We start from the raw sequence: 13,875 nt of genomic DNA on the forward strand, positions 1-13,875 counted from the left end.
CTTATCTACTGCAACGCAAAGATAAGCAGCATATTATAATAATTCGTTTACTTCATCTTTTAATAAAAGCTCGAGCTGTGCTCTTAATCGCTGACGCGCCCTGTGCAACTTTACCTTCACTGTGTTGGCCGGCATGTTTATCACTGCGGCAATTTCTTCGAGCGACTGTTCATGCAGGTAAAACAAGGTAATGATGGTCGCATCATCGGGCAACAGATTGTCAATGGCTTTTTTCAGATATTCGCCACGAACCTTAAACTCAATAGCACTGCTGGTATCATCGTCCGAAGCATTTTGCACAATTATTGGATGCTCCTCATCGTCAAGTGATGCTGTATCTAATTTCCCCTTCCTTAGCTTACTCATTGCCGTTGTATAAACTATCGAGTACAGCCAGGTAGTAAATTTAGATGTCCGCTGAAATGCTGCCAAAGAACGAAAGGCTTTTAAAAAGCTATCCTGGGCAATTTCCTCTGCATCTTCCCTGCTTTTCACAAAACGTAAAGCCAGTGTAAATACATAACGTTGATGCCTGTTCAACAGGTCAACGTATGCGCCCTGATTTCCGTTTAAGGCCAGGTCGATGAGCTCTATATCCGATAAATGCTTTATCATTTTAGGTTATGACGCCAAGTGTTCTTCTTTGGTTACATACTATTGCTAAATTACATTAATTATAGGTTATTTAGACCTCCATTGCCGATATATTATGCAATAACCTTATCAGTATAATTGTATAAGCCGGGCACACAGCGAAGTGATTAAAATCCTTTACGAATTTTTTCAGTTTAAGTGTAACCTATGTTTAGTTTATGTAGTCATAGTATTCAAATCGCTTGCAAAGATGATTTCGATAATTAAAAAAAGTGTTTAACTATTAATTAAAATATAAAGTTATGGAAGGCATATTAGTTCCAATTTTGATCTCTCTAGGTGCATTTTTAATGGTCTTTGGTTTAAGATATCTGGAGAATAAAGAAAGAATGGCAATGATCGAACGCGGTATAGATCCTGGAAACCGCAAAAAAACAAATCCGGCAGGAGCTTTAAAATGGGGCTTGTTATTCGTTGGTGTAGGAAGTGGATTATTACTCGCCATGATTTTTACCCAATACATATTTGTAAATATGGATGAAGATAATCAGGTTCCGGTTTATTTTGGTTTGATTTTCATCGGTGGAGGTCTTGGTCTTTTACGATCATATACTTTAACTAAAAAAGAGGCTGCCGAAGAAAAACATACTGAAAAGCAGTCTGTATACTAGGTCTTTAAATTTTAAGCACAAAGGCCCGGCTAACTTAGCCGGGCCTTTGTTTGTTATCGATTCAGTAAATAACTGCTTAAACTTTTCCTTTAGGTACAACCATTACTGTTAAACGGCTTAAACAATTCATTTTACCCTGTTCATTATAAATTTTTATTTCCCAAACGTGCACCGTTGCTCCCAGTTTGATGGGTGAGCAAACGCCTGTTACTAATCCAGATCTAACCGCACGCAAATGGTTCGCATTAACTTCCAGGCCTACACAATCATATTTTGTCGGATCAACACATAATGCTGAGGCTACACTGCCTAAAGTTTCGGCCAACACTACCGATGCTCCTCCATGCAATAAACCATAGGGTTGATGAGTGCGTTCATCGACTGGCATTGTTGCCTTAATAAAATCATCACCTATTTCTGTAAATCTTATATCAAGTAAGGAACCTATGTGTTTAGTATGTCCGTAGCGATGGTTTATTTGCTCGGCTGTGAGTTCATTTTTCCAGATCATAATGGAGGTTTAATAGTTGATTTCTAAAATAAGCTTTAAGTGGTTATTAAAACGATAGTTTTTATTAAGAAGATATGTTGAGCAAAAAAAGAGGTCAGGACCTTGGCTTTATCCTTTGGTTGATTCTTCGCTTAATTCTGGAAGTTGAATAACAAATTCGGTTCCTGTTCCATGGAAAGAATACATGCTGATTTTTCCTTTGAGCTTTGTAGTCATTTCTTTCACAATATAAAGTCCCAAGCCCGAACCTGACGCCACCTGGGTTCCTTTGTAAAACATGTCAAATACCTTGGTTTGATGTTTTTCTTCAATTCCTTTTCCGTTATCCTTTACCCTAATGACGGCTAAACTATTCTTAACAGTTACTTCAATATAGATAAAAGGTTCTTTTTTACGGTACTCGTGAAACTTAATCGCATTATAGATCAGGTTATTCAGGATAGTGGTGATCCTATTCTTATCAGAATAAAATGGCACTTCCTGTTGAATAACTCTGGAGAACTTTATTTTGCTAACGTTCTTAATAAATTTAAAACTCTCAATACTTTCTTCCGTTAAACGGTCGAACCAAACCTCTTCAACTAAAAGCTCTAAACGGCTATTTCTTGAATAATTCATTATATCGATAACGAGTTTATCGAGTTTTTTAATGGTTTTTTCCATTAATCCGAAGTAATTACTGCGCTCTTTTTCTAAGGGTTCGTTCTTTGCCAGATTAATAAGGCCGAGCACTGAGCTTAAAGGAGAACGAAGATCATGGGAGGTAGTATATACCAAGCGATCAAGTTCAGTGTTTATTTTCTCGAGCTCTACATTTTTACGGATAAGCTGTTCTTCGGAGAATAATTTATGGGTGACATCCCGACCAATGCCTCGATAACCTATAATCTCGTCTTGACGGTTTTTGATGGCTGTTCCCGAAATCAACAGGTTGAGTATCTTTCCCTTGGCTGAAACCATTGTTAGCGGATAGTCTTTAACAAACCCGCTTTTATCCACCTCCGCTCTTATTCTCATTCTGTTTTCGCTGTCGCCATAAAAAGGCAATATGCTTCGGTTAAGATTAATTTCTTCTTTTGAGTTAACCTCCAATAGCTCTAACCCCGCCTGATTTATATCGATAATTTCGCCCCCGACAGAAGTAATAAAAACCATGTCGAGTGATTCCCTGAACAACTGACTATACTTTTCTCCCGATTCTTTTAGCTGGTTAATAAAAATTGCAGTTAGCCCGATGCAGATAACAGAGAGTAAAAAGCTTATCACTATAGTAGTAAATATTATTTGGCTTTTTAGTGATCTTCCTGCTTTATTCAGCTCAACTGCAAACTGATCCTCAAGAACTGTGAGTTTTTCATTAATCAAATAAATAGCTCTCTCAGCAGTTTTGACTTGTTCATTTGATAACTGCTTGTTGATAATTGCATTATGAATATTGAAAGCCAGAGAGTGCAGTTTATTGATATAGATGTCTCCTTCAGACCATAAGGCAATTGGCTTTCTCATCAAACTGGTATTCTTGCCATACTTAAATAGCATAATCATATTTCTGACATCGTCCGGATGAGTTCCTCCTTCAGTCAAAGTTAATCGCACAACTTTTATATTAGGATTACTCTTTTGAAGTTCATTACGGGCTCTTTGCCCTCCTAAAGGAATTTCAATATTTCGTTGGAATTTCTGAAAATACAGCTCGTTTCGGGTGGAAATATAAAGACTTAGGTTATAAACGGCTTCTTTTTGAGCTTTCGAATACTGACTTTCCCCATTTACATAAGCTCTTACTGCGGCCAAAGCTTGCAGACCAAGAAAATTAAGTAGTACTAAAGTTCCCGCTAGTATAAAAAAAAGAGCAATAAAGGGCAGTAACCGTTTAGTCATAATCCTTTTAAAAACTAACTTAAAATAGGGATTAATACTAATTTAAAAAGGTTTTTGATATTTTTTAGGATAATGGAGTGTTTCTGGACGGGACATGTCTTCAAATAGAAACGCCCCTGCATTTTTGCAGGGGCGTTTCTTAATACTAAAACAAGATTATCCTTTTTTTACCTCTTTAGCCCATGAATCTTTAAGAGTAACCGTTCGGTTAAATACCAAATGTTCAGGCGTTGAGTCCTTGTCCATTACGAAATAACCTTTACGAATAAACTGAAAACGATGTTCAGGGTTAAAGTCATCTGCTAATGCGGGCTCAATAAACGCTTGGCTTATTACCTGTAAGCTATCTGGATTTACATATTCTTTAAAATCGCCCTCTTCGCTCGCAGGGTTTTCTACCTTGAACAAGCGCTCGTATAAACGAACTTCTGCAGTTTTTGCATGAGGTACGCTCACCCAATGAATAGTTCCTTTTACCATAATGCCACTGGTATCATTCCCTGATTTTGAGTTAGGGGCATACGTACAATGTATTTCAGTTACGTTGCCGCTCTCATCTTTCACAAAATCATTGCAGGTAACAATGTAGGCGTGTTTTAATCGTGTTGATAGGCCTGGTCCTAAGCGGAAGAACTTCTTAGGAGGGTTTTCCATAAAGTCTTCACGTTCTATCCAAAGCTCCTTACTGAATGGTAACAAGCGTGACCCGTCTCCACCTTCAACTTCCGGATTGTTTTCACCCTCAAGCATTTCAACCTGACCTTCAGGATAATTGGTGATGACCATTTTTATCGGGTCAAGTACAGCCATTCTTCTCCATGAGGTTTTATTCAAATCTTCGCGAATACAGAATTCCAATAAGCTTACATCAATAATGTTTTCGCGTTTTTGAATACCTATACGCTCGCAGAACTCGCGGATGGATGCAGGTGTGTAACCACGACGGCGTAATCCACTGATAGTAGGCATGCGAGCATCATCCCAGCCATTTACGTAGTTCTCGTTCACTAATTGTAAAAGCTTACGCTTGCTCATAACCGTGTAGTTCATGTTCAAACGCGCAAACTCGTATTGTTTAGAAGGGAAAATTTCTAAATTTTCAATACACCAATTGTATAACGGACGATGAGGAATAAACTCCAGAGTACAGATTGAGTGAGTGATTTCTTCAATCGAATCGCTCTGTCCATGGGCAAAGTCATACATTGGGTAAATGCACCATTTGTCTCCTGTACGATGATGGTGCGCATGTTTGATACGATAAATAATCGGATCGCGCATGTGCATGTTAGGCGAAGCAAGATCAATCTTAGCTCTTAAAACCTTCTCACCATCTCTGTACTTGCCCTCTTTCATTTCTTCAAACAAACGTAGGTTCTCTTCCACGCTTCTTGAACGGTAAGGACTTGGGGTGCCCGGTTCAGTTGGGTTGCCTTTCTGCGCAGCAATTTCTTCCGATGTTGAGTCATCTACATAAGCCAAGCCCTTTTTAATAAGCGTTACAGCAAATTCGTACAACTTATCAAAATAGTCGGAAGTGTACAGCTCCTCTGCCCAATTAAAGCCCAACCACTTTACATCTTCCTTAATACTTTCTACGTATTCAGTATCCTCAGTAACTGGGTTGGTATCGTCGAAACGAAGATTGGTTTTTCCATTGTATTTTTTTGCCAAACCAAAATTCAGGCAAATAGATTTGGCATGGCCAATATGTAAATATCCGTTAGGTTCAGGCGGGAAACGCGTTAACACTCGCCCGTCATGGGTTCCTTCGGCTAAATCTTTTTCAATTATTTCTTCTAAAAAGTTAAGCGATCTCTCTTCACTCATAAAAATGCGTCAGTATTTAAAAATGCAAATATAGTAGAGTATTATATGATTTATGGCTAAATCCTACAGAAAATCAGGTTAGTTGACGAACTGAGTCAAATCATCTTCGTCCTTTGAATTCGGCTACAATAGCATTCGGGTCGTCTAATAGTTCTATCTCAGTGCTATCAAGGTATAAATCCTGAATTAATCTTTCCTTTGAAGGGCGAAATATGAGTAGAAATAAAGCTATAATGCCAATATTGTATCCCATGAAAAGCATACTTCCTGTTATCAGATATGCAACACTTGAAAACATGCATGAGGCTTCAATTGGAGCCCATTGAATAATTAGGGTCTTACTGTAATTTGTTAACTTTTCAATTAGAGTTGAATAACCTGCAATTGTAGATAGACGGTTTGGCAGCCATTGAAATCTAATGAAGAAGGCTGCAAGGACAATCACTGCCAAAATTGAAATGAAGACCAATAAGTTCTCGTTATTAATGGGCTGTTCCGAATTTCTTGTAAGAGCCACTACAATTGTAAACAGTGTCATTCCTGTCATTAAAGCGTAAAAAATAATCGTATTTGTGCGCAAATATTGCTGGCCATTTTGTCCTTGTGTAGTCATAAATAGGTGTTGAAATCGTGTTAATCCACTTAATTTATTTGGTTTTAAACCTACATGTTTTTCCTTTAAATTATAAGGAAAGTAAATCTCTGAAAAAAATTACATTTGTAATGCCTGTTGCATTCGCTGCAGAGCACTTATGATGACCAATTAATGAATAGACCAATACGCGTTTTAGTTGCCAAATGTGGCCTTGATGGCCATGACCGTGGCGCCAAGATAATTGCTACTTCCTTAAGAGACGCAGGCATGGAAGTAATTTATACCGGCCTTCGTCAAACTCCCGAAATGATTGTGAATACAGCCTTGCAAGAAGATGTGGATGCTATTGGTATCAGTATCTTATCGGGTGCTCACATGACTGTTTTTCCGAAGATCATGAAATTGATGAAGGAAAAGGAATTGGACGATGTATTGCTTACCGGAGGCGGTATTATTCCGGAAGAAGATATGAAACAACTGAATGAAATGGGTGTTGGTGTTTTATTTCCTCCCGGAACCAATACCAATGAGATTGTTGAGTATATCACTTCTTGGACTAAAGAAAATCGTTCGTTTTAAATATGAGGGGATTCGTATTTAGAGAATCACTAAAGAATCGATGAAATTAACGTCTAATCGGTGTGATTAATCATAAATAATCTATGAAATCAATAAATAACTATGCACAATAATTTATTAACTGAAATAAAGGACCGCATTTTATATATCACCATTAATCGTGCGGCTAAGCTCAATGCTTTAAATAAGGACACTCTAGCTGAGCTAAATATGGTTGTTAAGCAGTTTTATACTGATGAAAATGCTGGAGTTGCCATAATTACCGGTGACGGTCCCAAGGCCTTTGTTGCCGGAGCTGATATTTCGGAATTCTCTAGCTTTTCAATTGTTGAAGGTCAGCAACTAGCGTCAGATGGACATTCGAATGTGTTTAACCTAATTGAAAATTGTCCGAAACCAATTATTGCTGCCATTAACGGGTTTGCTTTAGGTGGAGGTTTGGAGTTAGCAATGGCTTGTCATCTTCGAGTGGCGAGTGATAACGCTAAACTTGGTTTACCAGAGGTAACTCTTGGACTAATTCCTGGTTATGGAGGTACCCAGCGTTTAACGCAATTGGTAGGCAAAGCCAAAGCCTTAGAGCTTATTTTAACCGCCGATATGATTACCGCTGACGAAGCTAAAAGCTTAGGACTGGTAAACCACGTAACCACATATGATGCCCTTATTGCCAAATGCGAAGAGCTGGCTGGCAAAATGTTGAATAAAGCTCCTCTGGCTTTGAAATCTGCCTTGACAGCGGTCAATTCGTTTTATTCAAAAGATAAAAACGGTTATTCTGTTGAAATTGAAGAGTTCGGAAAGCTGTTTGGTACTGAGGATTTTAAAGAAGGAACCCAAGCATTTCTCGAAAAGCGTAAAGCTAATTTTACAGGTAGATAATAATTGCTTTGTGTTAATGTTTTTAACTTCGTAACGTTTTATCTAATTACTACTTTTTTAGTAATAGCTGCTTTCTACTATCTTTTTAATATTTTTTTGAAAAACAATTACATACAAAACAAATTCTAATTATGAAACGTATCTTTTTATTAGCTATACTTTTTGTTAGCGCTATTTCAGTATCAAACAATGCAAAAGCCCAGGCTCCTGCTGGTAAAAAATTGTTAAACATTGCTTTTGAATCTGGTTTTCCAATCGGAAATTCAGCAGATTTCCACAAAGTAGTGTTAGGAGGTTCGTTGCAGGCGGAATTTCCTGTTAAGTCCAATCTATCAGTAACTGCAACTGCGGGTTATTCAAGCTTTTCCAACGGAAAAGAAACCCCATTGGGTGGTACTTACTCAAGCGTAGGCTTTATTCCGGTTAAAGTAGGTGGTAAATATTATTTCGGAAGTAACTTTTATGGCATTGGTGAGGTTGGAGCAGCTTTTTATACTGGAGATGGTTCATCAACTGCGTTTGTTTTTGCACCTGGTATAGGTTATTCATTCCCGGTTGCTGACAATAAATTTATTGATGTTTCGGCTCGTTTTGAAGATCACCTTGTTAGCGGTGGGGATCTTTCATTCTTCGGCTTGCGCTTTGCCTATGCTTTTGGTTTCTAAGAAAAGTCAAATAAAAGAGATAAAGCTCACCTTTTAGGTGGGCTTTTTTTGTACCTTGTTTTCAAGAGTCTATAATAAGATTGACAGGTAAGGCAATGGTTGTTTTACCGAAAAGAGGAAATCAATCAAAAGAAAAACTTATGAAGAGTAAAGAAGAAATTGTGGCCAATTGGTTGCCACGCTACACCGGTACCGAATTAAAGGATTTTGGCGATTACATTTTGTTAACCAATTTCAATAATTACGTGCGTTTATTTGCCGAATGGGAGGGTGTAGAACTTAGAGGGCAGGATAAGCCAATGTTAAATGCAACATCTGGTGATATTACCATCATTAACTTCGGAATGGGAAGCCCTAATGCAGCGATCATTATGGATCTATTATCGGCCATACAGCCAAAAGCTTCCTTGTTTTTAGGGAAATGTGGGGGATTAAAACGGAAAAATGAGCTGGGAGACCTCATCCTTCCAATTGCGGCTATCAGAGGTGAGGGAACTTCAAATGATTATTTTCCTCAAGAAGTGCCGGCGTTACCAGCGTTCTCCCTTCAAAAGGCTGTTTCAACAACCATTAGGGAGCATAAACGCGATTATTGGACTGGTACTGTTTATACAACCAATCGAAGGGTTTGGGAGCATGATGAAGAATTTAAGGATTACCTGCGTAAAATCAGATGCATGGCAATTGATATGGAAACTGCAACACTTTTTACGGCCGGATTTTATAATCGAATTCCTTCCGGAGCTTTGCTATTAGTATCCGATCAGCCTATGATTGCAAGCGGGGTGAAAACTTCAGAAAGTGATAAAAAAGTAACTGAAAAATTTCTGGAACAACATTTACGAATAGGCATTGATTCATTATATCAATTAATAAATAAAGGCAATACCATTAAACATCTGCGTTTCGAGGATGTTTGAATATAAATTCAACTTATTTTTTTACAAAAGCCGATAAACATCCGGCTTTTTGCTTTTATAATAATTGCAGTTTGTTTAATTATTTTCATTTGGTTCAGCCTTTGCATTATTTGTAGTAGACCAACAGCTGATATGATCGCAAGCAGATTGCACAGCAGTTATAAGTGATCAATTAAATTAAGCCTTGCAAAGGTTTCGGTTATCACTTGCTTAATGAAACCCTTTGTAAGTTCATATGATTTATACATCATATAAACCTGGTAAATAGAAACATGTGCATAGATTTTTACGAAATAAAGTAAAAGTGTGGAAAAATATACACAACTTTAATACGAGAATCATGTTCATGTTAAGTAATCATTTTTTAGATTTTAATATCGAATAAGCATGAAAAATATTCTGATCATTGACGATGAAGTAAACATTGGCCTACTCTTGACCCGCTTTTTAACCAAACACGGGTTTAACGTTGAAACTGCAACCAGTGGAGCAAAAGCAATGGAGTTGCTAAATGCAAATCGATATGACCTGGTGTTATGTGATTACAGATTAGAAGATACTGACGGACGCGAGATGCTGGATAAAATTCTGGCAATCCATCCGCAAACCATTGTTATTATTATTACTGGGTATTCCGATGTTAAAATAGCGGTAGAGATGGTTAAGAATGGTGCTTATGATTATATATCGAAACCTTTATACCCTGACGAAATATTAAATACGATCAATAAAGCACTTGAAAGTGCACAGGTTCGCGAAAGTGTAGTTACAGCTCCTAATGTGGAGGAAGTAAGACCGTCAAAACAATCAAAAATTCAACAGGGAGTACTAATTACAAAAAACTATGTTTTAGGTGATTGCGAGTCGGCAAAAGAACTTTTTCGTCAAATTAGCTTAGTGGCCCCTACTAATTTTAGTGTTATCCTTTTCGGAGAAAGCGGTACTGGTAAAGAATCGGTTGCTAACATGATCCATCAGAACAGCCCACGGAAAGATAAACCATTTATCCCACTAGATTGTGGTTCATTGTCAAAAGAATTGGCAGGAAGTGAATTGTTTGGACATGAGAAAGGCTCATTTACTGGAGCCTTGGGACAAAAAATAGGACATTTTGAGATGGCCAATGGAGGGACACTTTTTTTGGATGAAGTAGCTAATCTTTCATATGATATCCAAGTGTCACTTTTACGCGTGATCCAAGAACGCAAAGTAAAACGAATTGGAGGAAATAAAGAGATTGAACTGGATGTGCGAATCTTGGTTGCATCGAATGAAAACTTATGGGAGGCTGTCCAAAAGGGTCGTTTCCGTGAAGATTTATATCACCGATTTAATGAATTTAGCATCCATATTCCCCCGCTCAGAAGCCGTCATGGTGATTTAATGTTATTTGCAGATCATTTTTTGAAGCAAACCAGCAGCGAACTTAATAAGCATATACTAGGATTCTCGCCTGAGGTTATTCGCTATTTCGCTCGTTATTCATGGCCGGGCAATATTCGCGAATTGAAAAATGTGGTTCGCCGGGCGGCCTTACTTACCGAAGATGGCAAAGAAATAGAGTCTCGGTCATTACCGCTGGAATTATTAGAGTTAAATGTACCATTAACGCATCAACAAATAGAAACGCAGCTTACCGAACAGGTAAAAACGATGGCTTTTAACCGGAACGATTTGAAATCGGCTGCCCAGGAAGCAGAACTCGATACCATTATGAAGGTTTTGAGAGAGGTGAATTTTAATAAAACCAAAGCAGCTGCCATTCTAAATATTGACCGAAAAACTCTTTATAATAAAATGAAAGCCATGAAGCTTAACTAGTATTGTAGTGAAGAATAGTATAAGCCGGATTTTTGGTAATTATGAATTACCCGCACAGTTTATATGGTCAACGCTTATTATTTGTGTGTTGCCTAGCATTTTAAACCTTTTTGGATTTGATTTCGGAGTTCATGACAGGGTAATTGACATTACTAAATTAAACTCATTGAATTATGAAAGTCAGCAAAATGTAATTTATTATGCCTTAGCGGGTCGTTTTGTTCATATAATTCTGGTGAGTATTGCTATTGGCATTGCATTTCTTACCATAATACTCGCTTTCGTCGACTATAGTATTAAACGCGATATTACTACACCTATAGTAGGTGTAGCGTTGTTTTGTGCAGGCTTGTTCGATGTGTTCCATATACTTTCTGCCACTCAATTATTGTCAATTACAACCGAACTAGTTGATATTTCTGCCTTTACCTGGTTGCTAAGCAGTGGTTATCATGCCTTTATCCTTATTATCGGCACAGGGATGTTCCTAATTATGCGACCTGTTGGCAAAACAAGTGATGAACGCTCCAATGTTCGTTTTGTTACCTTCATAAGCATCATTTTTGTGTTACTTACGTTTTTAACTATCAATGTATTGCTTAGTTTAAAACGTTTGCCGACATCTGCAATTACCGGAAAGTTCTATACACATCCTGCAGATGGAATACCACTGTTGATGTATTTTGTTGCGCTGGTATTTGTGTTTCCAAGGTTTTATCAACGCTATCCGTCAAAATTTTCGTTAACATTAATCCTAAGTCTTTTCCCTGCCATATTTACGCAATTACATATGGCTTTCAGCTCCCAAATTTTCGATAATCATTTCATGATCGCACATTTCATGAAAATGGTAACGTATGTGATCCCATTCTGTGGATTAGGGCTCAATTATCTCGAAACCCTGCGTAATGAAAAGGTGGTAATCACAAATCTTCATCAAGTGGCTGAAGAGCGAAAAAAAGCGGAAGAGCTTATTAGTGGTGTACTCAATAGTTCTACTTATGCAATTATAACTTTTGAAACAATTCGTAACGAACAAAAGAGCATAATTGATTTCCGATCAATTTTAACAAATCCAGTTGCAGAGTATCTTTTGCGTAAGATTTACAATTACCCCTTTCAGGAAAGCCTGGTAAATAAAAAATTAACAGAGATTTTCTTGTATGTAAAAGAGTCGGGATTGTTTGACGAATATGTGAAAGTTGTTGAATACGATACGCTCTTTGAAACGCAACATTTTTCTAAAAGGCTCAATAAGTGGTTCTATATAAATGCGGTTAAATACCGGGATGGACTTGTTATTGTATTTGATGACATTTCTGAAATCAAAACCAACGAGATAGAACTTAAGGAAAGTAAAAACTTTATCGAGAAAATAGCCAACAATACCCCAACCGGAATCTTAGTAATTGATATTGAGAAACTAAAACCGATATATTGTAATAAGGAGCTATTACAAATTTTAGGTATTACAGAAGAGGAATTATTTCAGGTTGACAGACTTCTTTTAAATTCAATTATTAATGGAGAAATACAGCTGAATGCCGATGATTATTCTGGTCGATTATATGCAGTAGCGGAAGGTCAAACAGTAGAAAGCGAGTATCGGTTTAAACGACCTTCGGGTGAGTGGCGCTGGTTGTCTTCACGCAGAGTTGCATTTAGAACAGATTTTCACGGCAATACTACACAGGTACTTAGTGTAATACAGGATATCACCGAAAGAAAACATAATCAGGCTAAGATCTTAAAGAGCGAATATAAGTACCGTAGTTTGTTTGAGCAATCGAAAGATGTGATCTTTATTATTAATCGGGATGGTGATATTATCGATATTAATCAGTCGGCAGTTAATTTATTCGGAATAAGTCTTTCTGAATTAAAACACGCCAACTTAAAATCATTTTTCTACTTAAAGAATGATTGGGACTATTTTCAACAGCAATTAATTCAGCGGGGAAATCTGGTTGATCAGGAGGAAACCTTATTAAGTCATAAAGGTCAACGGATATATGCACTAATTACTGCTTCCGCGCAATACGATAATGAAGGGCGTTCTATTTTCTTTCAGGGAATCATTCATGATATAACCGTGTTGAAGCGCACAGAGCAAGAGCGTCTTGTTTCTCAAAAATTAGATGCAACAGAAAGAGTAGCCCGTACAATTGCTCATGAGGTACGAAATCCTTTAACTAATGTAAACCTGGCTCTTGAACAGTTGAAATTGGAGATAAATGATGCAGATGATAGCTATGACTTCTATTTCGATATTATACAAAGGAACTGTAAGCGTATAAATGTTCTTATAACACAATTGCTTAATAGCACCCGTGCTGAATACCTGGAGCTTCAAAAGAAACGGGTTAATACGTTGGTTGAGGAAACATTGGAATTGGCCATCGACAGGATTAAGCTTAATGAAATTAAAGTTGAAAAAGATTTTATGGAGCCGGATTGCGAGATCTCTGTTGATGATGATAAAATTAAAATAGCGATTCTGAATATTGTCATTAATGCTATTGAGGCAATGCAACCCCAAAGAGGAGTATTAAAAATTAAAACTCATTGCGAGGATGATAAGGCTATTGTTGAGATTGCCGACAATGGAACTGGTATACGGCCTGAAAATCTTGGTAAATTATTTGAACCGTTTTATACCGAAAAACAGAATGGAAGTGGTTTAGGTTTAACCAGCACGCAAAATATAATCCTTACTCACGCCGGTAGCATTGATGTGGAAAGTCAGTTGGGGGTTGGAACACGTTTTATTCTTAAATTTCAGAGGGTGTGATGAAAAAGTTACAATCTTAATAATCTTCTGTAATACAGCTTAATAGTAAATAGTTGTGCAAAACAACCAATAAATGGCTAACCATTGCCATGAATATGGCAATTAAATTGCCTTAGCTTTGACCCAACAATAAAA

At 37.4% G+C, this 13,875-nt stretch carries 12 protein-coding genes; 7 read left to right on the plus strand and 5 right to left on the minus strand.

Features of this window, described 5'->3' with window-relative positions; genetic code table 11:
• Positions 1-33: 33 nt before the first annotated feature.
• The gene (locus tag NF867_RS08960; protein WP_252587481.1) at positions 34-615 is read right to left on the minus strand and encodes an RNA polymerase sigma factor; all 582 of its coding nucleotides are present in this window, start codon (positions 613-615) and stop codon (positions 34-36) included.
• A gap of 281 nt (positions 616-896) precedes the next feature.
• On the opposite strand from NF867_RS08960, the gene NF867_RS08965 reads away from it, so the two are divergent.
• The gene (locus tag NF867_RS08965; RefSeq protein ID WP_252587482.1) at positions 897-1,265 is read left to right on the plus strand and encodes a DUF6249 domain-containing protein; all 369 of its coding nucleotides are present in this window, start codon (positions 897-899) and stop codon (positions 1,263-1,265) included.
• Positions 1,266-1,341: 76 nt separating this feature from the next.
• On the opposite strand, the gene NF867_RS08970 is transcribed toward NF867_RS08965, so the two are convergent.
• From NF867_RS08970 to NF867_RS08985, 4 genes are all read right to left on the minus strand, one after another.
• Positions 1,342-1,776 carry a hotdog fold thioesterase gene (locus NF867_RS08970; protein ID WP_252587483.1) on the minus strand — a complete coding sequence of 145 codons (435 nt, stop codon included), beginning with the start codon at positions 1,774-1,776 and terminating at the stop codon, positions 1,342-1,344.
• A gap of 108 nt (positions 1,777-1,884) precedes the next feature.
• The gene (locus tag NF867_RS08975) at positions 1,885-3,657 is read right to left on the minus strand and encodes a PAS domain-containing sensor histidine kinase (RefSeq protein WP_252587484.1); all 1,773 of its coding nucleotides are present in this window, start codon (positions 3,655-3,657) and stop codon (positions 1,885-1,887) included.
• Between the two features lie 156 nt (positions 3,658-3,813).
• The gene (locus NF867_RS08980) at positions 3,814-5,487 is read right to left on the minus strand and encodes a glutamine--tRNA ligase/YqeY domain fusion protein (RefSeq protein ID WP_252587485.1); all 1,674 of its coding nucleotides are present in this window, start codon (positions 5,485-5,487) and stop codon (positions 3,814-3,816) included.
• Positions 5,488-5,587: 100 nt separating this feature from the next.
• Positions 5,588-6,100 (minus strand): hypothetical protein, encoded by a 513-nt coding sequence (locus NF867_RS08985; protein ID WP_252587486.1) that lies wholly within the window; start codon positions 6,098-6,100, stop codon positions 5,588-5,590.
• 153 nt (positions 6,101-6,253) lie between these two features.
• Here NF867_RS08985 and NF867_RS08990 point away from each other — a divergent pair, with 153 nt between their 5' ends.
• From NF867_RS08990 to NF867_RS09015, 6 genes are all read left to right on the plus strand, one after another.
• Positions 6,254-6,661 carry a cobalamin B12-binding domain-containing protein gene (locus NF867_RS08990; protein ID WP_252587487.1) on the plus strand — a complete coding sequence of 136 codons (408 nt, stop codon included), beginning with the start codon at positions 6,254-6,256 and terminating at the stop codon, positions 6,659-6,661.
• 102 nt (positions 6,662-6,763) lie between these two features.
• Complete coding sequence (locus tag NF867_RS08995; protein WP_252587488.1) at positions 6,764-7,543, plus strand: enoyl-CoA hydratase/isomerase family protein; 780 nt, start codon at positions 6,764-6,766, stop codon at positions 7,541-7,543.
• A gap of 131 nt (positions 7,544-7,674) precedes the next feature.
• Positions 7,675-8,208: a hypothetical protein gene (locus tag NF867_RS09000; RefSeq protein WP_252587489.1), complete on the plus strand. Its 534-nt coding sequence runs from the start codon at positions 7,675-7,677 to the stop codon at positions 8,206-8,208.
• A gap of 140 nt (positions 8,209-8,348) precedes the next feature.
• The gene (locus NF867_RS09005; RefSeq protein ID WP_252587490.1) at positions 8,349-9,128 is read left to right on the plus strand and encodes an AMP nucleosidase; all 780 of its coding nucleotides are present in this window, start codon (positions 8,349-8,351) and stop codon (positions 9,126-9,128) included.
• A gap of 387 nt (positions 9,129-9,515) precedes the next feature.
• Entirely contained in the window at positions 9,516-10,949 is a 1,434-nt protein-coding gene (locus NF867_RS09010; protein ID WP_252587491.1) for a sigma-54-dependent transcriptional regulator, read from the plus strand.
• 7 nt (positions 10,950-10,956) lie between these two features.
• Positions 10,957-13,740: a PAS domain S-box protein gene (locus NF867_RS09015; RefSeq protein ID WP_252587492.1), complete on the plus strand. Its 2,784-nt coding sequence runs from the start codon at positions 10,957-10,959 to the stop codon at positions 13,738-13,740.
• The last annotated feature ends 135 nt before the right edge of the window (positions 13,741-13,875 follow it).

This window comes from Solitalea agri, from assembly GCF_023914155.1.
GTDB lineage: Bacteria > Bacteroidota > Bacteroidia > Sphingobacteriales > Sphingobacteriaceae > Solitalea > Solitalea agri.

What these genes read in the sequence shown, in the direction of transcription:
- NF867_RS08960 (WP_252587481.1), bottom strand. Translation starts at nt 615, where the DNA reads ATGATAAAGCATTTATCGGATATAGAGCTCATCGACCTGGCCTTAAAC.
- NF867_RS08965 (WP_252587482.1), top strand. Translation starts at nt 897, where the DNA reads ATGGAAGGCATATTAGTTCCAATTTTGATCTCTCTAGGTGCATTTTTA.
- NF867_RS08970 (WP_252587483.1), bottom strand. Translation starts at nt 1,776, where the DNA reads ATGATCTGGAAAAATGAACTCACAGCCGAGCAAATAAACCATCGCTAC.
- NF867_RS08975 (WP_252587484.1), bottom strand. Translation starts at nt 3,657, where the DNA reads ATGACTAAACGGTTACTGCCCTTTATTGCTCTTTTTTTTATACTAGCG.
- NF867_RS08980 (WP_252587485.1), bottom strand. Translation starts at nt 5,487, where the DNA reads ATGAGTGAAGAGAGATCGCTTAACTTTTTAGAAGAAATAATTGAAAAA.
- NF867_RS08985 (WP_252587486.1), bottom strand. Translation starts at nt 6,100, where the DNA reads ATGACTACACAAGGACAAAATGGCCAGCAATATTTGCGCACAAATACG.
- NF867_RS08990 (WP_252587487.1), top strand. Translation starts at nt 6,254, where the DNA reads ATGAATAGACCAATACGCGTTTTAGTTGCCAAATGTGGCCTTGATGGC.
- NF867_RS08995 (WP_252587488.1), top strand. Translation starts at nt 6,764, where the DNA reads ATGCACAATAATTTATTAACTGAAATAAAGGACCGCATTTTATATATC.
- NF867_RS09000 (WP_252587489.1), top strand. Translation starts at nt 7,675, where the DNA reads ATGAAACGTATCTTTTTATTAGCTATACTTTTTGTTAGCGCTATTTCA.
- NF867_RS09005 (WP_252587490.1), top strand. Translation starts at nt 8,349, where the DNA reads ATGAAGAGTAAAGAAGAAATTGTGGCCAATTGGTTGCCACGCTACACC.
- NF867_RS09010 (WP_252587491.1), top strand. Translation starts at nt 9,516, where the DNA reads ATGAAAAATATTCTGATCATTGACGATGAAGTAAACATTGGCCTACTC.